16 protein-coding genes and 2 pseudogenes are annotated in these 22,654 nt (G+C 36.1%); 15 read left to right on the top strand and 3 right to left on the bottom strand.

Translation table 11 applies throughout. The features are described from left to right. Positions 1–197 precede the first annotated feature (197 nt). Complete coding sequence (locus BLT35_RS24785) at positions 198–839, bottom strand: S-layer homology domain-containing protein (protein ID WP_054819918.1); 642 nt, start codon at positions 837–839, stop codon at positions 198–200. Positions 840–1,388: 549 nt separating this feature from the next. On the opposite strand from BLT35_RS24785, the gene BLT35_RS24780 reads away from it, so the two are divergent. Genes BLT35_RS24780 through BLT35_RS24710 form a run of 15 tightly spaced genes read left to right on the top strand, consistent with a single transcriptional unit; the run spans position 1,389 to position 20,536 of the window. Beyond that, the gene (locus tag BLT35_RS24780) at positions 1,389–2,396 is read left to right on the top strand and encodes a Wzz/FepE/Etk N-terminal domain-containing protein (protein WP_062409907.1); all 1,008 of its coding nucleotides are present in this window, start codon (positions 1,389–1,391) and stop codon (positions 2,394–2,396) included. A gap of 10 nt (positions 2,397–2,406) precedes the next feature. Then, the gene (locus BLT35_RS24775) at positions 2,407–4,332 is read left to right on the top strand and encodes a polysaccharide biosynthesis protein (protein ID WP_074730073.1); all 1,926 of its coding nucleotides are present in this window, start codon (positions 2,407–2,409) and stop codon (positions 4,330–4,332) included. A gap of 15 nt (positions 4,333–4,347) precedes the next feature. Beyond that, on the top strand, positions 4,348–6,711 hold the full coding sequence (locus BLT35_RS24770; RefSeq protein ID WP_074730072.1) for an O-antigen ligase family protein: 2,364 nt from the start codon (positions 4,348–4,350) through the stop codon (positions 6,709–6,711). An 18-nt stretch (positions 6,712–6,729) separates the two neighbouring features. Continuing rightward, positions 6,730–7,659, top strand: a complete 930-nt coding sequence (locus BLT35_RS24765; RefSeq protein ID WP_074730071.1) for an NAD-dependent epimerase/dehydratase family protein — start codon at positions 6,730–6,732, stop codon at positions 7,657–7,659. 39 nt (positions 7,660–7,698) lie between these two features. After that, the gene (locus BLT35_RS24760) at positions 7,699–8,733 is read left to right on the top strand and encodes a Gfo/Idh/MocA family protein (RefSeq protein ID WP_062409905.1); all 1,035 of its coding nucleotides are present in this window, start codon (positions 7,699–7,701) and stop codon (positions 8,731–8,733) included. A gap of 27 nt (positions 8,734–8,760) precedes the next feature. Continuing rightward, positions 8,761–9,894, top strand: coding sequence for a DegT/DnrJ/EryC1/StrS family aminotransferase (locus BLT35_RS24755; RefSeq protein ID WP_054819927.1), 1,134 nt, complete (start codon positions 8,761–8,763; stop codon positions 9,892–9,894). Between the two features lie 3 nt (positions 9,895–9,897). Then, positions 9,898–11,229, top strand: a complete 1,332-nt coding sequence (locus BLT35_RS24750; RefSeq protein WP_074730070.1) for a nucleotide sugar dehydrogenase — start codon at positions 9,898–9,900, stop codon at positions 11,227–11,229. A gap of 21 nt (positions 11,230–11,250) precedes the next feature. Continuing rightward, entirely contained in the window at positions 11,251–12,546 is a 1,296-nt protein-coding gene (locus BLT35_RS24745; protein ID WP_062409903.1) for an oligosaccharide flippase family protein, read from the top strand. Positions 12,547–12,548: 2 nt separating this feature from the next. Beyond that, on the top strand, positions 12,549–13,925 hold the full coding sequence (locus BLT35_RS24740; protein ID WP_062409902.1) for an oligosaccharide repeat unit polymerase: 1,377 nt from the start codon (positions 12,549–12,551) through the stop codon (positions 13,923–13,925). 11 nt (positions 13,926–13,936) lie between these two features. Next, entirely contained in the window at positions 13,937–15,769 is a 1,833-nt protein-coding gene (gene asnB / locus BLT35_RS24735; RefSeq protein WP_062409901.1) for an asparagine synthase (glutamine-hydrolyzing), read from the top strand. Next, the gene (locus BLT35_RS24730; RefSeq protein WP_062409900.1) at positions 15,770–16,879 is read left to right on the top strand and encodes a glycosyltransferase family 4 protein; all 1,110 of its coding nucleotides are present in this window, start codon (positions 15,770–15,772) and stop codon (positions 16,877–16,879) included. Beyond that, a complete protein-coding gene (locus tag BLT35_RS24725) occupies positions 16,860–18,107 on the top strand; it encodes a glycosyltransferase family 4 protein (protein ID WP_062409899.1) in 1,248 nt (415 codons plus the stop codon). The genes BLT35_RS24730 and BLT35_RS24725 overlap by 20 nt, the downstream gene beginning before the upstream one ends. Before the next feature lie 23 nt (positions 18,108–18,130). Then, complete coding sequence (gene wecB, locus BLT35_RS24720; RefSeq protein WP_062409898.1) at positions 18,131–19,210, top strand: non-hydrolyzing UDP-N-acetylglucosamine 2-epimerase; 1,080 nt, start codon at positions 18,131–18,133, stop codon at positions 19,208–19,210. A gap of 17 nt (positions 19,211–19,227) precedes the next feature. Then, positions 19,228–19,788 (top strand): sugar transferase, encoded by a 561-nt coding sequence (locus BLT35_RS24715; protein WP_062411057.1) that lies wholly within the window; start codon positions 19,228–19,230, stop codon positions 19,786–19,788. Positions 19,789–19,822: 34 nt separating this feature from the next. Then, entirely contained in the window at positions 19,823–20,536 is a 714-nt protein-coding gene (locus tag BLT35_RS24710) for an N-acetyltransferase (RefSeq protein ID WP_062409897.1), read from the top strand. 281 nt (positions 20,537–20,817) lie between these two features. Here the strand turns inward: BLT35_RS24710 and BLT35_RS24705 are convergent. Both BLT35_RS24705 and BLT35_RS24700 read right to left on the bottom strand, forming a co-directional pair. Continuing rightward, positions 20,818–20,985: pseudogene (locus tag BLT35_RS24705) on the bottom strand (transposase); the annotation flags it as partial. A gap of 72 nt (positions 20,986–21,057) precedes the next feature. Then, positions 21,058–22,276 (bottom strand): annotated as a pseudogene (locus BLT35_RS24700) (IS256 family transposase). Between the last annotated feature and the right edge of the window lie 378 nt (positions 22,277–22,654).

Here is a 22,654-nt window from a genome sequence, read left to right as displayed (position 1 = left end):
CGATCCAAATCAAGCAATACATATTTTTTGAACAAGGGACTTGCATGTTTTCATAGGTGAGAGGACGGGGGTTAGCCGCCCTCTCCTACTCGATTTGAGGTAAGGGCAGACTTTAAATGTATTGCTCAGTAGTTGCTTTAGGGGTTATAAAAAAGACCCGAACCGGAATTCGAGTCTTTTTAAAATCAATGGCTATATTACTTTGTATAAGGCAAATAGCGATTGACCACGGCTGCCGCTTGAGCGCGTGTAGCTGTGCCTGCAGGATTGAAGGTGTCAGCAGTCATGCCATTTATAATTTTGGCATTCAGCGCCGCTGCAATTTCCTTGTGGGCCCATACGATTTGATCGGAATCTTTAAACTGAGCGAGGAGTTCTTTTTGTGTGTCCGCTGGTACAATGGTAGCCACATCGGCATATGTAAGTGCACGAATGACGATGGCAGCCATCTCTTCACGAGTCACCGGAGCTGCGGGACGGAAGCTGTTATCCTCATAGCCATTGATCAAACCCGCATAGGTTGCGGTTGAAACCGTATCCGCATACCAGTCCGATGCATCCACATCGTTAAAGTACGTACTGGAAGTAACCGAGGTCAGACCCAACGAACGAACCACCAGTGCGGCAAATTCGGCACGCGTAATGCTGCGCTCCGGTTCGAATTGCGTAGGCGTAACTCCATCTACAATCTTTTGTTCAACTAAAGCTTCGATATCCTTCTTGGCCCAATGCGATGACAAATCGTCGAAAGCGGCGAAAGCCAAAACCGGAGATAACATGGATACGATCATCAGCGCCGCAAGAGCTTGAGCGACTTTTTTCATAACAACGGTTTTCATTATTGTAGTAATCCTCCTATATTTTCTATGATTTTTAATAAATTCTACTATATCATTTTTAGGTATGGGTTGAACACCCTAAAATGAAAGAGTTGCACAGAAGTAAGGAGTTTTTGGAGTAAGAATTGATGAAACCGGCTAAGTAAAGAATTCAAGATCGTAGATGATGGTGCGCTGTGCTTGTTTCCTCTTTTGCAAGAAGCAAAGGTGTTATCGGTCAAAGAGTTTATAATCACTGCGTTGGTCGCTTCTGCAATTTTTAGCTCCCAATTAGTTTGATTTGCATCACTGAATTTCCACGAGCAATTCATCTGTCCAAATGCGAAATTTCGATTGCAGTTCGGCATATTTCAAAACTATACTGGCGATTTGTTTGTGAGCGATTTGGGCATAATTCACTGATAATGCCTGTATGAACAGGTGCTAATTTTCATTGTAAGTATTTCAACTTGTTTATGATATACAAACAAAGTATAATAAATTAAGTTTATATTCGGTAAATTATGTAGAATTATGTGTAATTCTGTTTTTTAGGGAGAGAAATTTAATATGCAGCAAGATGAAATTAAAGTATCGCAGCTTGTAATGGCAATTTGGAGAGGTAAGATTTTTATTATTTCATTTGTAATTGCATCTTTATTAATATCAATCATATATTCATACTTAGTTGCCCCTCCAATTTATGAAGCCACCACCTTAGTAACCATCAATCAAGTAAAAAATGAAGAGCAACAACCTAAAGATATGTCTGCTTTAGTAGCACAAATGGAAAGTGACCATACGATCCAAAAATTAAAAAATCAGTTAGAATACACATCAACCGTAAAAAGGCTGAAAAATTCTGTCAATGTTAAACTAGAAAAAGAAAATCTTATTGTAATCAAGGCTAAGAATGATAAATCTAAGATTGCCGTTCAAATTGCAGATTTTATTGCACATGAATTGGCGGCTAATATAGACATCTCTGACAGATTGGACTTGATTGTGGATTATAGAAAGAAAATTATTTCCATTGAGAATGAGCTACAGTCGTTGCAGAAGGAATACGACCAAGCAAACAGTCAATTAGCTAAAATTCCTGAGAAAATAACGGTAAAAAAAGCGTTATCAGAGGATCCGTATCTGCAGTCTATTCTTCAAGAAGAAATGAATCAATCGGGTAAAATTGTTGGTACTATCACTTTTGATTCTGAGGAGGTTAACCCGGTTTTTGTAAATTTAAAAAACAAGGCCAACGAGCAATTAGTCAACATAAGCAAGCTTCAAGCAGAAAAAAGCAATTATGAAATGAGGATTAAAGAAAACCAGGAGGCAATTGAAAAGCTTCAGAATTCACCATACGAACAAAATGTGATACATCGTATAAATGGAGTTCAAGCGGTTGTGATTACCCCCGCTCTTGAACCGACCGAGCCTATTGGACCAAATAAAACGTTAAATATAGTTATAGCATTAATATTGAGCATCCTTGTTTCAGTGTTTATGGTGGTTGTTCGATATATGTGGGAAAGAAGTTTAATTTACGATTCTCCGATTAAAGTTAGCCCAGATGCTTAAGGAGGCATATATGAATAGGCATCAAAGGACCTTTGTGCTTATTTGTTTTGATATACTAATGGTATCTTTTTCTGTATATCTTTCATTTTTATTAAGGTTCGACTTCGATGTTCGACCACCATTTACGACTTTTTTACCTTATGTAATTCTAAGTCAAGTTCTATTAACTATAAGCTGTTTCTTTTATTTTAAAATCTACAAGAGATTATGGCAGTACGCAAGTGTAGGAGATATATTAACTATTATAAAATCTGTTCTAATTGCAACTGCTTTATTTTTTATTTTTCATCATTATATCGTGAAGTATTTTATTCCTGAAATTATTGTTCCTCGAAGTACCTATATTATTTCAGCAATGATCACTATTATGATTATTGGTGGATCCAGGTTTATTTGGAGAATTGTCAGAAGTAGTTATTTAAGCATTCAACCTCATCATAGAAGAGCACTTATTGTAGGTGCCGGCAATACAGGCAGTATGGTTTTAAAAGAATTGAGGCATAAACCTAATTCGGAATATTATCCGGTTGCTTTTGTTGATGATGATCCCCACAAATACATGTTGGAAATTCAAGGGGTTTGCGTTCTAGGTAATAGACACGATATTCCAAGTATTGTCGAGAAGTTGAAAATTGAAGATATTATTATTGCATTACCTTCGGCCACACGAGATGAAATAATAGAAATTCTCGAAATTTGTAAAAAGACAGGTGTAAAAGTAAATATCATACCAAGAATAAATGATTTAATAAATGGAAACTTAAGTATTAGTAGTATTCGAGATGTTAGTGTGGAGGATTTACTTGGTAGAGAACCAGTAAAATTGAACTTAAATGAAATTGCCTCCTATCTTTTTGATAAAGTAGTCCTAGTTACTGGAGCAGGGGGATCTATTGGTTCAGAATTATGCAGACAAATCTCGAGTTTTAGACCAAAGCAGTTATTGTTATTGGGACATGGAGAAAACAGTATATATGAAATCGAACTTGAACTTCGAAAGAAATTTCCCGAGCTATTAATAGAACCAATTATTGCAGACATTCAAGATAAAAACCGATTAAGACAAGTGTTTAGCTATTTCAATCCTGAGGTTATTTTTCATGCTGCAGCACACAAGCATGTCCCTTTAATGGAGAAGAATCCGATGGAAGCCATTAAAAATAATATTCTGGGAACCAAGAATGTAGCTGAATGCGCTCATGAATTTAATGCTTCTAGATTTGTTATGATATCAACTGATAAAGCAGTGAACCCGACAAATGTAATGGGGGCTACGAAAAGAATAGCTGAGTTAATCATCCAATCTCTGGATAAAATAAGTGAAACACAATTCTCCGCAGTTAGATTTGGGAATGTTTTAGGAAGCCGCGGCAGTGTTATCCCTATTTTTAAGAAGCAAATCAAAGAAGGTGGACCCGTTACTATTACTCATCCTGACATGGTTCGTTACTTTATGACAATACCAGAAGCCGTACAATTAGTAATTCAAACTGGAGCATTGGCACGTGGCGGTGAGATATTTATTTTGGATATGGGAAAGCCTGTGAAAATAGCTGACTTAGCCTATGATTTAATTAAACTTTCAGGTCTTGATCCTAACAAAGACATTAAAATCGTATTTACTGGTATCAGACCTGGAGAGAAATTATTTGAAGAGTTGTTGACCAATGAAGAGGGCACTTCTGCAACAAAACATGACCGAATTTATGTTGGCAAACCGTCGAATCTTTCCGCCGATCAGTTCGCTACTATGATGGCGCGGATAGATGAATTATTAAAGAAAGATGGATCTGTTACACCGTCAGAAGTGAAACTTACATTGAGACAGATCTTGCCTTCATATTCCTCTTCAGAGTCACTTAATGAAGCAACAAGAGAAGCATTGAGTGCATCATTAGAAATGGTTGCCACCATTGATCGTAAAGCAAATAAATAAAAAAGGAAAATAATTATGATTAAAAAAAATGTTAAAGAAGAAAAAGGTATTATATACTGGCTGATACTAACGTTTCTTTTGGGATTTATGAGTATCTCACCTTTTTATAAAGCTTTATTCAATGGAAATAGTACGGACTTTGAGGGTCCACTTTTTGGTTCATTTATTTGGGGCGCGATATGTTTATTTCTAATATCGGTATATATTTTCAATAATAAAGAAGCCTTCGCAAACAAAGGCTTTTTTGGTTTGGTGGTAATGATTATACCGCTTAGCTATTGGGTTTCCTTTTTACTAGAACCGGCTTCTTATCATAATGCTAAGGTTTCTGTTATGATTAGTTTGCTCTATACCATATTTTATTTGGTAGGTCTACTGTTAAGTAGTAGAAGTCAGTATTCTAACATAATTTCGAATATTGTCATGTTTACTGGCTACTTAATTGTATTGTTTGGTATAGTCAATTGGTTTGGTTTTATTAATTATAAAGATGCCGTGTTTAATGAACGAATAACGAGTGTTTTCCAATACCCAAATTCTTACGCTGCATTGCTTCTGGGAATATTATATAGTTCGATTTATTTGATTATTTCATCTAAAAACTTCGTGGTTAAAAGCTTGCATAGTCTCATGGTATTGCCAATTATGATTTCTTTTTTGTTGACTTTTTCTAGGGGCGCACTTTTGGTAGCACCTGTTATATTAATTGGGATATTAATGTTGCTTTCCGTTAGAAAGCAAATCCTTATGCTTGGCTACCTCTTTATATCTGGCCTGGCCTCTCTGTTGATTTTAAATAATTTAACTAGCTATCAAGGTAATCTTGTAAAAAATGGTTTTAATCAACAGGAGTTTTTACAAAGTTTAATGATATTATTGCTAGCCGTGTTTATTAATGCAGCCATTATAATACTTATCGAATGGATAATTTCAAAAAAGCAATGGTTAAACTTTCAGGGAATTAAATACCAACTTATTGTGCCAGGGGCTATAATCTTACTATCTTTTAGTGTATTAATTGGAGTAGACGTAATTAAACCTTTACTTCCTAGTAAATTACAGGAAAGGGTAGATAGCATAAGCTTGAACCAGAGCAGTGCTTTCTCCAGAAACACTTTTTATTCAGATTCATTTGAATTGTCCAAGGATTATCCTTTCTTTGGAACGGGTGGTGGTGGCTGGTCAGCGTTATATGAAAAATATCAGAGTTTTCCATATATAAGTAGGCAGGCTCATAGCTTCTACATGCAGTATATAAATGAAGTAGGATATGTGGGATTTGTTTTTTTTCTTGTATTTATCCTATCCATTATATATTTATATATTCGCTTTTTTCTTAAAAATAATGAATCTGCTGTGTCAAGTTCACTAATCTTTTTTATTGTAGGTATCTCGTTATTAACACATAGTGTGCTCGACTTTGATATGAGTTTTGTATACTTGGGTATCCTCCTTTTTCTATGTTTAGGATGTATGACGGCAGTCTCTGTAGAAGATAGTTTTATTCGCTTACCTTGGTTTGATAAATCGGTGGTATATAGGTATTGCTATGGTTCTTTGCTGGTTATTGGTTCATTCGTTTTGTTATTTGTATCCATCGGTTTTTATAAAGCTAATAATTTGTATGCTCAAACGCTCATTACTTTAAACAATTCTAAGAATTATAACGAAATTTCAAATACGTTAGATAGTGCTCTAGAATTACAACCTTTTCATCCACAATATAATTTATTGAAAATCGATTTATTGACACAATTGTATAATCAAACTAAGGATGAACAATTTTTTGAACAGGCAAAAGAGACAATTAGCAATATTAAGAAAAAGGAAGCTAATAATCCGCTTATCCTACAACGTGAGTTTGCTCAATATTATAACAAAAATGATCTTGACAAAGCATTAAGTACTGCACTTCAAGGAATTGATGCGTCCGTCTGGAATATTGGGTTTTACGAAAAAGCTATTGTGGTTTCTTCTCAATTGTGGGAGAATTCACGACTTAAGAATGATCAACAAGCGATGGCTGTTTATTGGAATCAAGCTTTAAAGCTTTACAATCAAGTACTAGAAAAGGCTAATAATCTTACTCAGCTTCCACAAGGGATAGAAGTGGATAGAGCATTTTATGTAACACCGACAATTGCTTATGAAATTGGGAAAAATTATTATATAATAGGAGATTACCAACAAGCATCACAAATTCTTTATCGTGGCGTTTCAGAAAAATTAGATCAACCAATTCACAAATTCACAGCACGCTGGTATATTGCATCGCTTCTAAAAATGAATACCACTGATCAAAATATGTACCAGAAGTTATTGGAAAAATATCCAGAGGAAAAAGATGAAATCAATAAATTGCTGAGTTCTTCATTTTAATCATGAGGAGGGTGCAAAATAAGTACTATACTAGTTACGGGTGCAACTGGATATATTGGTCAAGCTGTGGTTAAAGCTATTTCAGAAAAATACCGTGTTCTTGCAGTTTCACGTCAAGAGCAACCTATTAAATTGAATAATAATGTAGAATATATACGTATCACAGGTTCATTTGATGAAGTGGAATGGGAACCTATTCTAAATAATGTGGATATTATTATCCATCTAGCTGCCAGAGTTCATGTAATAAATGAGACTTCAAGGGAACCATTGCAGGAGTTTAGACGCGTTAATGTAAAGGGTACTGAGCATTTGGTCAGGTCTGCTGCAATTGCTGGCGTTAAAAGGTTTATATTTATGAGTTCCATAGCCGTTGTTGCAGAACAGAGTACAGTCCCAATAAATGAAGAATCAATGGCAAAGCCAGAAACCCCTTATGGAATCTCAAAATGGGAAGCTGAAAAGCTTGTGCAACAAATTTCTGACGAAAACGCAATGGAGTGGGTTATTCTAAGACCACCAATGGTGTATGGAGCAAAAGCGCCTGGTAACTTCATGCGATTGAGTAATATCATTCGTAAGGGAACTCCTAATCCCTTAGGAGCAATTTACAATAAAAGAAGCTTCATATTTATTGAAAATTTGGTTGATGCTATTGTGCTTTGTACTCAGCACTCAAAGGCAGCGGGAAGTATCTATCATGTTTCTGATGATGAGGCTCTATCAACTACTGAGTTTATTAGACAAATTGCCAAGGCAATGAATGTAAATTTGCTATTAATACCTATACCACAGTCTTTATTAATATTCATGGCAGGCATACTTGGCAAAAAAAATCTTATCAGAAAGCTTACGGAGTCATTAATAATCGATAATTCAAAAATAAAATCGGAATTAGGTTGGAAGCCACCATACACAATCTATAAAGCTTTGAAAAATAGCGTCTGAGTTATTACTACATTATAATATTGAATCGGAGTGTAAGTAATGATAAGTGAAAGGAAAGTCAAATTCGCTATTGTCGGTTGTGGTCACATTGCTAAAAAACATATTGAATCTATTCAAAATTCAGAAATTGCTGAATTAGCCGCTATTTGTGATACCAATCCGGAACGATTAAAGGAATTTTCAGAACAATACAATGTAGAAGGTTTTTCATCCATAGAGGAAATGCTTCAACAAAGGAAGGAAATTGAGGTAGTTAATATATGTACTCCTAGCGGCCTTCATAAACCGTTAGCCATGATAGCAGCTAATTACAAAAAGCATATTGTTGTTGAAAAGCCGATAGCTTTGACTATGGAAGATGCGGAAGCAATTATTGCAGTTTGTAAGGAGAACAACGTTAAACTATCGGTTGTCCATCCAAACAGATTCAGACCAGCAATGCAAATGCTGAAAAATACAATGGCGAATAAATTATTGGGTAAAATAAGTCATGTTAATGCTACCGTTAGATGGAATCGTAACCAGGCTTATTATGATCAAGCGGCGTGGCGGGGAACAAAGCAGTTTGACGGTGGTGTCTTAATGAATCAAGCTATTCATAATTTGGACTTAATGATCTGGTTATTTGGTCCAATAAAGGAAGTTCAAAGTTATACGGCAACACGGCTAAGGCAAATCGAGTCAGAAGATGTTGCAGTGTCTGTAGTTAAGTTTGAAGAAGGATTTTTGGGTGTTATAGAAGCAGCTGTGACCATCTATCCCAAGAATCTTGAGGAATCCATTAGTGTTTTTGGTGAAAAGGGATCTGTTATCATTGGTGGTCCAACAGCGAATTGGGTCAAACATATACAAATTGAGGCCTATAACCAAGAAGAAACAGATTCTTTGGTTAATGGTATCCATAATGACCCGTATGGTATTTCGGGACATTCAATCATCATTAATGACATGGCACACTGCGTTATCAATCCTAATAGATACCCCGTGGTAAGTGGAGAAAATGGGAAAGAAGCGTTAAAATTAGTATTGGCCGTTTATGAATCTTCAGAGTTAAATAGACCTGTAACACTATGATAATCTATATAGAACGGAGAAAAAAATATGACTATGACTTTGAAAAGTATACCATTACTTGATCTAAAAGCACAATATGAGTCGCTTCAATCTGAAATTCAAGCTGCTGTGTTGAAGGTTTTGGCGAGCGGTAACTACATTATGGGACCCTATGTTAAGAAGTTTGAAGACGAAGTAGCTAGTTACTGTAATGTGAAGCATGCAATTGGTGTAGCAAACGGAACAGATGCTTTACTACTAACATTAGATGCACTTGGTATTGGTCCAGGTGATGAAGTAATCACCTCTCCATTTACTTTTTTTGCTTCTGCTGAAGTGATTTCTCAAGTGGGAGCCACTCCAGTATTTGTTGATATTGAACCCGACACATATAATATTAATGTAAAGAGCATAGAAACGGCGATTACAAAAAAAACTAAGGCCATTATTCCAGTTCATATTTTTGGACAACCCGCTGATATGGATGAGATAATGAAACTTGCTGAGAAACATGGAATTTATGTCATAGAAGATGCATGCCAAGCAATCGGTTCATTGTATAAAAATAATAAAGTTGGCTCGATAGGTACTGCTGGTTGCTTTTCTTTTTTTCCGACTAAAAATTTAGGAGGATATGGTGATGGTGGAATGATCGTCACGAATGATGATCAACTTGCCCAAAAAATTAGAATACTTAGAGTTCATGGAAGCAATCCGAAATATTATCATTCAATGATTGGCTATAATAGTCGTCTTGATTCGCTCCAAGCAGCTATGTTGAGTGTCAAACTTCCTTATTTGGATAATTGGAATCAAGCCCGGGTAGAAAAAGCAAAAATTTATAATGAAGCACTAGCAGACTTGCCAATACAGCTTCCTTATGTTAAAGAAGATCGTCAATCAATATACCATTTATATATAATCCAAACCAATTATAGAGACGAACTGTTGAAATACTTAAAAGAAAAGGGTGTTTCGTCGGGCGTGTATTATCCTGTCCCCCTTCATAGGCAAAATGTATATTTAGATCTTGGCTATAATATAGGCAGTTTACCTGTCGCTGAAAAGTCGGCATTAGGTACAATGGCACTTCCTTTATATCCTGAACTCTCCATTGGTGACCAGAATTATGTGATTAATATGGTAAGGGACTTTTTCAATCTGAAAAAGGAAGGAAAATAATTTATGGTACAAGCACAATTATCTGATTTAGCAACAAAATTAATTAATAAATTTCAGAAAAAAGAAGCTATTATTGGTGTAGTTGGATTAGGCTATGTTGGCTTGCCATTAGCGGTTGAAAAGGCAAAGGCAGGTTTTAAAGTTATTGGATTTGACGTACAAGCTCAAAAAGTGGATTTGGTTAATAAAGGAATTAATTATATTGGTGATGTAGTTGATAATGATTTAAAGCAAATCGTCAGTGAACAAAGATTGAAAGCTACATTAGACTATTCATTCATCAATGAAGTTGATGCTGTTGCTATTTGTGTACCTACTCCGTTAGATATTTACCAGCAGCCTGATACAAGCTATGTTGAGAATTCTGCGAGAGAAATCGCAAAATATCTGCACCCAGGAATGCTCGTCGTACTGGAAAGTACTACTTATCCGGGGACTACAGAAGAATTGGTTAAGCCCATTCTAGAGGAAACCGGGCTAGTGTGCGGTGTTGATTTCTTTTTGGCATATTCTCCTGAAAGAGTTGACCCAGGGAATAAGTCGTTCAATACGAAAAACACTCCAAAAGTTGTAGGGGGAATAACAGACTTTTGTACTAAGGTAGCCGCAACGATGTACTCATCGGTGCTTGAGAGTGAAGTCCATCAAGTATCCAGTCCAGCCATTGCTGAAATGGAAAAAATTTATGAAAATACATTTAGACATATTAACATCGCTCTTGCAAATGAAATGGCTATTTTGTGCGATCGGATGGGAATTAATGTATGGGAAGTAATTGATGCAGCTAAAACCAAACCATATGGATTTATGGCTTTCTATCCAGGACCTGGATTAGGAGGACATTGTATACCTATCGATCCGTTCTATCTTACATGGAAAGCAAGAGAATATAATTATCATACACGTCTAATTGAGTTGGCCGGTGAAATAAATAATAGTATGCCAGAATTTGTTGTTAATAAAGCCGCGGATATATTAAATGAATTTTCAAAGCCACTTAGGGGAGCTAATATTCATTTAATAGGTGTAGCCTACAAAAAAGACATTGATGATATTCGGGAATCACCAGTACTTCACATCATTGATATTTTAGAGTCTAAAGGAGCTATTGTTTCTTATACTGACCCACATATACCTACATTTAAAAGAAATGGGAAAGCATACGAATCTAGTGTTTTAATAAAAGAAATGCTCTCAAAAGCAGATTTAACGTTGATTACTACTGATCATTCTAGTATCGATTATCAACTTGTAGCCGATCACTCAAACGCAATCTTAGATACAAGAAATGCTTTAGTCAATATAAAAAATAAAAAGAATTATTATTTGCTATAAATGTAGAAGGTGAATAATCTGATGTCAGTGTTATCCAAGTTCACAAATAAGCTTCAGGATCGATTTCTTCGAAATGTAATTACGCTTATGACCGGGACAACACTGGCTCAGGTTATTGGGTTTATCACGATTCCGATTATTACTAGACTCTATTCGCCAGAACAATTTGGTAGTTACCAAAATTTTACGACACTTATTTCTGTTATTATGGTAATCGCGTGTTTAAGGTATGAGCAGGCTATTGTTCTACCAGAACAAAAGAAGGATGCATACCATCTCTTTGTCCTGTCGTTAATAATGACATTCATCACAAGTGCAGTAGTACTTTTATTATGTATTATCTTTAAAGTAATTTTAATAAGCTTTTTTAAGATAACTAATATATCTTTGATAATACCAGTTTCATTGTTTTTTATAGGAGTTTTTCAAGCTCTGAATTATTGGTTTATACGAACCCAATTTTTCAAAGTACTAGCTTTTTCAAAACTTATTCAAATAACTTCAACGGTAATTTTGCAAATTATATTTGTTTTTGTAGGAACAACGGAATCTGGATTAATTTATGGTTTTATATTAGGACAAATTATTGTTACGATATTACTGTATGTGCAGCAAAAGCTGAATATTCAGAAAGAATTCTATTTTTCATCCATATCAGTACATGGTTTAATTAACCAAGCAAAAAAATATAAGAAGTTCCCACTAGTAAATGCAGCAACTTCTCTGATAGATAATCTCGCAGCTGCTCTGCCTACATTTTTCTTTACTATTTTTTTTGGAAACTCCATAACTGGTCAATTCGGACTTGCTTATCGAGTGATTAATCTACCGATTTCATTGATAGGAACCTCTATAGCGCAAGTTTTTTTACCTAAAATAGCTGAGATAGTTCAAACACAAGGGGATATTTATCCAATTGTTTTGCAAGCCATTAAAAGAATGGCTATAATTTCATTGACAATATTATTAGTGCTTCAATTGTCTCCTTGGTTATTCAAATTAGCTTTTGGTGATGGTTGGGAACTAGCGGGGACCATAGCGCAAATTATGTCAATTGCTATAGCATTAAGGTTTGTTGTTTCACCATTAAGTAGCGTTTTAATTATTTGCGATAAGCAAGGAATTTTAGCATTATGGCAACTAATGTACATGTTAAGTACCACTATTGCAATGTTGGTTAGCCTTATGTTTCAAAGTGTATTGATGACTGTAGTATGTTTAGTTATTAGTGACGTTGGTTTATATGGTATATATTTATACCTAATTATTCGTACTTCAAAACAAACACAATTCAGGACAAAGGTATTGGGAGAGTAATCATGAACCAGTTGCTAAAAAGAGTATCTGTATTAATTGGTGTACTTATGTACATTGTCTTGTTAAACTGGTCATATATAAATATTATTTCCCCAGCATATAAGTATATGGGGTTTTTCTATGAAGAGCCACCGTTACTTAATTTATGTATGGCTTATATATTAATGATGCTACCTTCTTTGCTAATGCCTTATTCATTAAAGAGACCGTCATTGATTGTATATTGGTTGTTATATATGATCGTGTTTATGCCATCTATTTTAATACCATTATTCGCAATAAAGATGGATTATAATTATTTGCTCTTGATGCAATTAATTTTAACAATGATTTTCAGCGGATTAAGCTTAATTTATAAATTGCCTTTATTAAAAATCAGAAAGGTTAGTATTAAATCAATATATTTTTGGCCTATTATATTAATTATTGGGTTACTATTTAATGCTTATATTATTTCAGTATTTGGATTTAATTTGCGTTATTTATCGTTCAACGAAGTATATGAAACTAGGACAGATTATATTAATACGATATCTTATGCAAGTGGTATCTTACCTTACATTATTGGATGGCAAGCAAATATTCTTAACCCTTTATTTATGATTCAAGGGTTAGTAGTAAGAAACTATAGCTTTTTCTTGGTAGGATTATTAGGGCAGTTAATGATCTATTCAATAAGTGGTTTTAAAAGTGTTTTTTTCTCGATTGCATTAGTTATTGCTATATATATAATTACTCGGTTCTTCAATAAAGATAGAGGTGCGGCGGTCTTCTTGTGGGGAGGAGCCTTTTGTTTATTATTAACGATATTTTCTCATACGGTTCTGAATTCGAATATCTTGTCTTCTTTGTTATTGCAAAGAACAATTACAATGCCAGGATTATTAACAGGCCAGTATTACCAATTTTTTACCGAAAATGCTAAGGCTTTACTCGGTCATAGTATTTTTAAAACTATTGTTGAGTATCCGTATTCCGTCCAACCACCCTTTCTCATAGGGGAATTTTTTTATAATAGTCCTACTACAGAGGCAAATGCAAATGTATGGGCGGACGCATTTGCTAATTTTGGCTTCGGTGGTATGATTATTTATAGTTTGTTATTTGCAGTTATCTTATGGATCTATGATAGCATCTCAAAAGATTTAGATTTTAACATAGCATGTATGATGTTAGGTGTTCCCGCACTCACATTAGCTAACTCTTCACTCCTTACATCATTACTTTCACATGGAATTGCGCTTTGTTTTTTAATTATATATTTGATTCCCAGAAGCGATATTACAGAATCAAAACTAACTTTAAAACGCATCATAAATCAATTTTACAAATTAATTTGCATTATTAGGGCTTTAGTAAAAAAAAATATCATCAACTAAGGGAGATTTATATGTGTGGTATTGCAGGAATTATTAACAAGGATGGAAATCACGTGAAATCATCTTTAATAAAAGAAATAACCGATATTGTTACTCATCGTGGTCCGGATGGTGCGGGTTATTATTGTGAAGATAATTTTGCTTTCGGTCATCGAAGATTGGCTATTTTGGATTTGTCTGGAGAAGGTCACCAGCCGATGCATTACTTAAACGGCGAATATACTATCACTTTTAATGGGGAAATTTATAATTTTATTGAAATTAGAGATGAATTACGCAAATATGGATTCGAATTTAAGTCAAATTCGGATACAGAAGTAATATTAGCCGCATACAAGCATTGGGGTAAAGAATGTGTGAATCAGTTTAATGGCATGTGGGCTTTTGCGTTATATGATAAAACGAATAAGATTATTTTCTGTTCGCGTGATCGTTATGGAGTAAAACCATTCTATTACTATAATGATAACCAAATTTTCGTATTTGGTTCTGAAATTAAGCAGCTAATTAGTTTTCTGCCTCAGCGAAGGGTTAATAAACAAATTTTATTGGATTTTATTATTTCAAATTATTCAGATCATAAAAATGAAACCTTCTTCCAAAATATTTTGAAATTACCCGCGGCTCATAATTTAGTGTACGATTTAAAATCAAATAGTATTGATGTTTACCGTTACTACTCAATTGAAAAATCAAATCGAATCGCAAGTCTTTCTTATGAGTCTGCCGAGAAGGAATATGGGGATACTTTAAAAGACGGTATTGCTTTAAGATTACGCTCTGATGTTAAAGTAGGTACTTGCTTAAGCGGAGGACTAGATAGTTCAAGTGTGGCAACTATAGCTGCGACTTTATATAAAGAAAATAGTGATATTCCTTTTTCAGCAATAACGGCTGTTAGTACGCAGTCCAACAATGATGAGTCAGGCTTTGCGAAAATTGTAGCAGAACATTGTGGAATGAATTGGATTCAGGTTAAACCATCATATGAAGATTTCGTAGAGAGTTTGGATCACCTTGTTTATTCACAAGAAGAACCATTCGGTAGCCCATCACTGACGATGCAGTACTTTGTTATGAAGGCTGCGAGAGAGAATGGAATAACAGTATTACTAGACGGTCAAGGAGGGGATGAGACGCTTCTTGGTTATGAGAAATATTATGCCGCCTACTACACATCTATTTTCAAAAAAGAGGGTTTCGTAGCGGCATTAAAGGGGATTATACAATCATCACAGAATAATAGTAAAATGAGTCTGAAAACTATTTTAATGTACTTAATAGGAGGACTTTCTGCAAGGTTACGTTTTAAATATTATGCTTGGAGACATCGTTATTTAAAAGAATTTCCACATCAAATTCCCCAGCACATGAAAGATTTTTCGAAGGCTTGTTTAAATGAGTTTGAGTTACAAGAGTTAGAGATTAGAAGCTCTAATTTGCCTATTTTACTTCGATATGAAGATAAGAATTCTATGGCGCATTCCATTGAAACGCGTCTGCCTTTCATAGATTACAGGACCTTGGGAATTGCTTTATCCTTACCGGGCCAATATAAGATGCATCAAGGATGGACAAAATATATACTTAGAAAAATCATGGACAAACATATGCCTGATGAGATTGTATGGCGCAAAAATAAATTTGGTTTTGAAGCACCTGAAAATCAATGGTTGAGAAAGCATAAGAAGAATATGATGGAACAAATTAAAACTTCTAAAATATTGAATTATCTTTGTGATATGGCAAAGTTAATTAAAATTTTTGATAAGCTTGATATGAGAACCCAATGGAGATTATACAGTGTTGCTCTATGGGAAAAAAAATTTGAGGTAGAAATTTAAATGAAAGTATGTCACTTTACCTCAGTACATTCACCGTTAGATGTAAGAATCTATCTAAAAGAGTGTGTATCTTTAGCGAAAGCAGGATTCGAAACTCATTTAGTTGTTACGGGTTATAAAAATGTAGAGTCTCAAGGTGTTCATATACACTCCGTTGAAAAGAAAGCTTCCAGATTAAAGCGTATGCTTATTACATCTTGGAGAGTTTATAGGCAAGCTAAAAAACTAGAAGCATCTGTTTATCATTTTCACGATCCGGAACTGTTACCTTACGCATTATTATTAAGCCTTCAAGGCAAGCATGTTATTTATGACGTACATGAGGATGTCCCCCGAGACATCATGTCCAAGGAATGGATACCTAAACCTATTAGAAAAGCGGTTGCATTCATAGCAGAAACTATTGAAAATTTTATTGCCAAACGGTGTGTTGTTATTGGAGCAACTCCTGCCATAACCGCACGTTTTCAAAAGCTTGGTTGCAAAGCTGTGAATGTCAATAATTATCCTATACTAAGTGAATTATTTCCAACTATTCAAGAATGGTCCATTAAATGTAAACAAGTTTGTTATGTAGGCGGTATTAATCAAGTTAGAGGAATTGACCAAATGGTTGAAGCTGCTTATGAAGCCGGCGTTAGACTGGTTTTGGCTGGGTTGTTTACGAATGATGAACACAGAAAGCAGCTTAGCCAATCACCAAAATGGAATAACGTGAAAGAGCTAGGTCAAATCGATAGACAAGGGATAAAAGAATTATATGATGACAGCATCGCAGGGTTGGTTGTGCTGCAGCCGATTGATTCATTCAAGGAGTCTTTACCGATTAAAATGTTTGAGTATATGTCAGCTGGGATACCGGTTATTGCATCCGATTTTAAGTTATGGAAGACAATAATTGAAGGCAATCATTGTGGAATATGCGTTGATCCCTCTGACGTGAAGGCTATTGCGGATGCTATTAATTGGTTTAAAGAACATCCCAAAGAAGCGGAGCAAATGGGTAAAAATGGACGTTTAGCGATAGAGCAACAATACAATTGGGAAATTGAAAGTAAAAAACTAATTGAGCTTTACAAGGGGCTTGAAAATGAAAATTTGGATTTTTAATCACTATGCAATAGCTCCCGGTACAAGCGGGATAACAAGACATTATGATTTGGCTAAAGAGCTAGTGAAATTAGGATGTGATGTGACGATTTTTGCATCATCCTTTGATCATCAAATGAGAAAAGAAATTCATATCCACGACGATAAAACTAATGCACTCACTGAAGAATATTCAGGTGTACGTTTTGTTTGGGTAAAAACTCCGCCATACCAAAAAAATGATTTTCGCAGAGTTAAAAATATGATAGCCTATACAATCAGAGCTTATCGTGAGGCAATGAACTCTGATGTTAGACCTGACGTTTGCATAGGATCGCTTATGCATCCATTGGCTGCTTTATTAGGTTATTTTGTAGCATCAAAGAAAAAAAGTAAGTATTTTTTTGAAGAACGTGATTTATGGCCTCAATCTTTAATCGACTTAGGCAAGGTATCAGAAAAGAACCCCATCGTATGGCTTTTGAGTAAACTAGAGATGTTTCTTTTTAGAAAAGCGGACAAAATTGTGATTTTATTTGACAAAGCTAAAGGCTATATTGAACAAAAGGGTATTGATTCTAAAAAAATTATTTATCTGCCTAATGGTGCGGATATAGAAAGATATGGAAATGATATTGAACCAGTTGAGCTTACAGATGAACTTAATCAAACTTTCTCTAGTTTAAAAGGGAAGTTTATTGCAGTTTATACCGGAACAATAGGTGTAGCTAACAATTTAGATGCCGTATTGGATGCAGCATCAATTCTGAAAAACCAAGGATTTAACGAAATACATTTTTTGTTGATCGGTAATGGGGCGGAAAAATCCAGGCTTGAAAAAAGAAAAGTGAATGAAGAACTGGATAATGTAACATTCCTACCACCGGTAAGAAAAGAAATAATACCAACTATCTTAAGTAAAGTCAATGTTGGCTTGCTGCCGCTACAGGACTCACCAATTTTTAAATGGGGAATCAGTCCAAATAAAATGTTTGATTATATGGCAGCTTCAATACCAACGATTTTGTTATGTGACTTAGAAGGAACTCCTTTGGAGAAAGCTGAAGGAGGAAGCATTATTAAAAATAATTTTGGTGATAATCTTGCAAAACAATTAATTTTTTATGCATCTGACAAAGAGCATACAAAATTGGTAGGAATAAAGGCAAGAAGATATGTAGAAAAGCACCATACATGGAGTAAACTTTCTAAGGACTTTTATCAAGTTATCAAAGAAAATATAACCTGAATCCGTTAATTGGAGAGAAAAATATGAAAAAAATTCTTACGGTTGTTGGAGCACGTCCACAATTTGTTAAGGTCGCGGCTGTATCTAGAAAACTTAGAAATTCTTTTCATGAAGTTATGGTCGATACAGGACAGCACTATGATTATAAAATGGCAGGTGTTTTTTTCGATGAACTTGATATTCCCAAACCGGATTACTCCTTAAATGTAGGTTCTGGCAGTCATGGTTTACAGACAGGGAATATGATGGTTAAAATTGAAGAAGTTGTTTTTAAGGAAAAGCCTGATGCAGTTCTTGTATATGGCGATACAAACTCAACTCTTGCAGGTTCTCTTGTAGCGTCTAAGCTTCATGTTCCATTATTTCATGTTGAAGCCGGGCTTAGAAGCTATAACAAGAGGATGCCAGAAGAGATTAATCGTGTATTAACTGACCACATCTCATCTTTACTTTTTACTCCAACGGAAACAGCTAGTTTAAATCTAGCAAAAGAAGGAATAGTGCACAATGTTCATTTGGTTGGAGATGTAATGTTTGATGCAGTTAATTATTATTGGAGCCAATCGGAAAAAAAGTATGATCTAAATTCCTTCTCTTTAAAAGATAAGGATTACTATTTGGCTACTATTCACCGTGCTGAAAATACAAATAATATAGCAATATTAACAGCTATTATTAAATCATTAATTGATTTGAATGAATCAGTGATTTTACCTCTTCATCCACGAACACAACAGAAGATAAATGACTCCGCATTAAGGGGAGTACTTGCTCAGCAGTCAAACGTGAAAATAATTGATCCAGTGTCATATCTGGAAATGATATTACTTGAGAAGCATGCAAAAGCCATCATAACAGACTCCGGAGGAGTACAAAAAGAAGCTTATTTTGCCAAAGTACCATGCTTTACACTAAGGTCAGAAACAGAATGGGTCGAAACAGTAGAATCAGGATGGAATGTATTGGTCGATCCAATGAATCAGTCATTAAAGCAAGTGATCGAAATGTATAATGTTCCAAGTCAGCATATGATGCTGTATGGCGACGGTAATGCTGCACAAAAGATTGTTGATCAAATCGAATTATGGTTTAAAAGCAGGTGAGATGATTGTATTTAGCAATTAAAAGACTAATTGATATTGTGCTATCCTTACTTGCAAGTTTAATTTTTTTGCCAATATTTATTATTATTGCAATATTAATAAAGTTGGATTCTAAAGGCCCTATTTTCTTCAAACAAAAAAGAGCAGGGAAGAATGGATCCTTGTTCTATATATATAAATTTAGAAGTATGAAGGTCGATACTCCTAATTTAGCAACAGATAAGCTAAATAATCCGGAAGAATACATTACAAATTTGGGGAAATTTATTAGGAAAACCAGTTTAGATGAACTTCCTCAGTTAATTAATATTTTAAAAGGTGATATGTCTATTGTTGGTCCTAGACCGGCATTATATAATCAGTATGAATTAATTGAGGCAAGGCACCAGAAGGGGATTAATTGTATTAGACCTGGTCTTACAGGGTATGCTCAGATTATGGGAAGAGATTTTATTTCTGATGATCAAAAGGTTGAATATGATAAGTATTATTTGGATCACATGTCCTTGTTATTAGATTTAAAAATACTATTCTTAACTTTCTCTAAAGTGATTAAGGCGGAGAATGTAAGAGGATAAATTAGTCTTAAAATACCCTCAAAGGAATGAGATCATGTCAAACGTTGAAATGGGAAGAAATGTGGTTATTGGTGAAGGGGTAACTTTTGGGGAGAATGTAACAATCGGGCATAATGTTGTTATTTATGATGGTAGCACTATTGGAAGTGATGTAACTATACATGACAATTGTGTTATTGGCAAACAACCAATGAGAGCAAAAAATTCGGCGTTGAAAACTCCACTTAAAAAACAAAGTCCGTCAATTATCGGAGACGGATGTACGATTGGGACCTCATCTGTTGTTTATGCAGGAGCCGTTCTCTCTAATGACGTATTTGTTGCAGACTTGGCGACAATTCGTGAGAGAGTGAGCATTGGGGAAAAAACAATCATAGGCCGTGGTGTTGCGATAGAAAACGATTGTACAATCGGTGCTAAGTGTAAGTTAGAAACCAATAGTTATATTACGGCTTACTCCGAATTAGGAGACTATGTATTTGTTGCACCTTGTGTAGTTACTACGAATGATAATTACATGGCTAGAACTAAAGAACGATTTGACAAATTCAAAGGTGTCACCATTAAAACAGGAGGAAGGGTAGGAGCAAATGCTACAATACTTCCAGGAAGAGTTATCGAAGAAGATGGGGCTGTTGCAGCCGGTAGTGTAGTTACAAAAGACGTAAGAAGTAAAGAAATTGTTGTAGGTTCTCCAGCTAAAAAGCTTCGAGAAGTTCCTAAGGAACAGCTTCTCGAGAATCAATAATAAGTAAGTCAAAATATATTTTACAGATTCGATTTGGAGAACGTCCATCATATATAAAAATATACCCTCGATTTTTATCGGAGGGAATATTTTTATTACATTATTATAATTGTACCTTTTTTTAATTCATGCAAAAACTCTTTTGATTGAGCGTTTTGCATAATTCTGTTTCTGAGAAGAAGTTAAACCATTTTTACTGCCGTTAAGGGGTAATTCCACCAATGGTATTTTACGGATAAAGAAATGGACAGACTTGCAGAATTTTAGAACAGCTTGTTTTTTTAAGCGGCAGCCCGTTCCGAATGATGAGCAACGGGGAGCGCAGATGCAAGCAGAACAATAGCATTCAAATACTGATGAGTTGTGAATTTCTGAATGCCCCGGACGTGTGCGGCGTCTGCCGTCAAATAGGTTTTCAATCGGGAGTTGCAGCGTTCTACGCTGGTGCGCGTTGTGGGTCTGTCAATAATTTTGTGTAAACTCATGTATAAAGGAATCTCCCCTAGGGGGAGATTGGCCCCTTACGGCAAGTGCTGCCCGATTCGATCCGGAAAGAAAACGGATAGCTGCAGCAGCATCTGTCCCCAATTTTGGACACGCCCCGTCCATTTACGGGTGACATCCATGGTTACAAGATAAAGCATCTTCAGAAGAGCCTCGTCGCTGGGGAAAATGCTCTTTCCCTTCGTTACCTTACGAAGCTGACGATGATAGCTCTCAATCATATTGGTGGTGTAGATGAGCTTGCGCAGTTCGGGAGGGTGCTTGAAGAAGGTAGCCAGCTCCTCCCAATTGCTGCGCCACGAACGGATGATGAGCAGATATTTAGCGCCCCATGTTTCCTCGAAACGATCCAGCTCCACAAGCGCCATCTCCTCCGTCGCCGCTTTGTAGATCGGCTTCAGATCAGCTGTTACCTTCTTCAGATCCTTATAGGACACGTAGCGAGTCGAGTTGCGGATTTGGTGAATGATACACTTTTGAATCTCCGTCTTCGGATAGCAGGCGGCAATGGCCTGAGAGAAACCGGTAAGATTATCGACACAGGTGATGAGAATATCCTGTACGCCGCGATTCTTTAGGTCGTTTAGGACGCTGAGCCAGAACTTGGCCGATTCGTTCTCGCCGATCCACATGCCCAGCACATCCTTGTTACCATCCAGATCGATGCCGATGACCATGTAGGCGGCCTTGTTCACAATAGCGCCGTCTTGCTTGACCTTAAGTGAATGGCGTCAAGGAAGACGACGGCATACACGCTTTGCAGCGGACGGTTCTGCCACTCCTTGATGAGCGGAACGATTTTGTTCGTGACGTTCGAGATCATCGTCGGCGAAACGTCGATACCGTACAGATTCTGCAGGTGATCTTGGATTTCCCGCGTGCTCACGCCTTTGGCGTATAAGGCGATAATCTGATCTTCGATGCCGGTGACGTTGGATTGATGCTTCTTTACCACGAGCGGCTCGAACTCGTCCAGACGATCCCTGGGCACGGCAATCTCCTGATCGCCGTATTCGCTGGTGATCTTCTTCTTGCTCTTTCCGTTGCGGCTGTTGGTCGTCTGTTTGTTCTTCACGTCATGCTTCTCATGCCCAGATGCGTTTCCATCTCGGCCTCCAGCATCTCTTGCAGCGTCTCGGCAAATAAGTCTTTCAAAGCATTCTGCGCGTCCTGTGCGGTCACCAGCTTGTTCTCCTTAATGAAGGCCCTAAGCTGCTCTTTTGTCCATAATCCCATGTGTGTCCCCAACCTTTCTATTACTTTCATTTTATCAGGTTTGAGAGTTTACACATTTTATTTTACAGACTCCCAATAGCACCTATCTCGAGTTCTTGAAGAAGGAAGGCATAAAGATCTCCATGGACGGCAAAGGTCGTGCAACAGACAACAGTCGAACGGAGCGATTTTTCCACTCGCTCAAGTACGAATGCATCTACATGAAGACCCTCGCGCGTTGCGTCAAGGGATAGCTCGTTATATCCAATTTTACAACGAGGAACTATAATGCTCCCATAGGCTGAGACACGGGAGCGTGAAAAATAAGTTATAATGAGATCATGGAAAAACGGAACCGATATACCTCAGAATTCAAGACGAAGGTTGTGCTGGAGGTGC

The sequence above is a fragment of the Paenibacillus naphthalenovorans genome (genome assembly GCF_900099895.1).
In the GTDB taxonomy this organism is placed as follows: Bacteria; Bacillota; Bacilli; order Paenibacillales; family NBRC-103111; genus Paenibacillus_G; species Paenibacillus_G naphthalenovorans.
This window is presented reverse-complemented; position numbering and strand designations above follow the sequence as displayed.

What these genes read in the sequence shown, in the direction of transcription:
- BLT35_RS24785 (WP_054819918.1), bottom strand. Translation starts at nt 839, where the DNA reads ATGAAAACCGTTGTTATGAAAAAAGTCGCTCAAGCTCTTGCGGCGCTG.
- BLT35_RS24780 (WP_062409907.1), top strand. Translation starts at nt 1,389, where the DNA reads ATGCAGCAAGATGAAATTAAAGTATCGCAGCTTGTAATGGCAATTTGG.
- BLT35_RS24775 (WP_074730073.1), top strand. Translation starts at nt 2,407, where the DNA reads ATGAATAGGCATCAAAGGACCTTTGTGCTTATTTGTTTTGATATACTA.
- BLT35_RS24770 (WP_074730072.1), top strand. Translation starts at nt 4,348, where the DNA reads ATGATTAAAAAAAATGTTAAAGAAGAAAAAGGTATTATATACTGGCTG.
- BLT35_RS24760 (WP_062409905.1), top strand. Translation starts at nt 7,699, where the DNA reads ATGATAAGTGAAAGGAAAGTCAAATTCGCTATTGTCGGTTGTGGTCAC.
- BLT35_RS24755 (WP_054819927.1), top strand. Translation starts at nt 8,761, where the DNA reads ATGACTATGACTTTGAAAAGTATACCATTACTTGATCTAAAAGCACAA.
- BLT35_RS24750 (WP_074730070.1), top strand. Translation starts at nt 9,898, where the DNA reads ATGGTACAAGCACAATTATCTGATTTAGCAACAAAATTAATTAATAAA.
- BLT35_RS24745 (WP_062409903.1), top strand. Translation starts at nt 11,251, where the DNA reads ATGTCAGTGTTATCCAAGTTCACAAATAAGCTTCAGGATCGATTTCTT.
- BLT35_RS24740 (WP_062409902.1), top strand. Translation starts at nt 12,549, where the DNA reads ATGAACCAGTTGCTAAAAAGAGTATCTGTATTAATTGGTGTACTTATG.
- asnB (WP_062409901.1), top strand. Translation starts at nt 13,937, where the DNA reads ATGTGTGGTATTGCAGGAATTATTAACAAGGATGGAAATCACGTGAAA.
- BLT35_RS24730 (WP_062409900.1), top strand. Translation starts at nt 15,770, where the DNA reads ATGAAAGTATGTCACTTTACCTCAGTACATTCACCGTTAGATGTAAGA.
- BLT35_RS24725 (WP_062409899.1), top strand. Translation starts at nt 16,860, where the DNA reads ATGAAAATTTGGATTTTTAATCACTATGCAATAGCTCCCGGTACAAGC.
- wecB (WP_062409898.1), top strand. Translation starts at nt 18,131, where the DNA reads ATGAAAAAAATTCTTACGGTTGTTGGAGCACGTCCACAATTTGTTAAG.
- BLT35_RS24710 (WP_062409897.1), top strand. Translation starts at nt 19,823, where the DNA reads ATGTCAAACGTTGAAATGGGAAGAAATGTGGTTATTGGTGAAGGGGTA.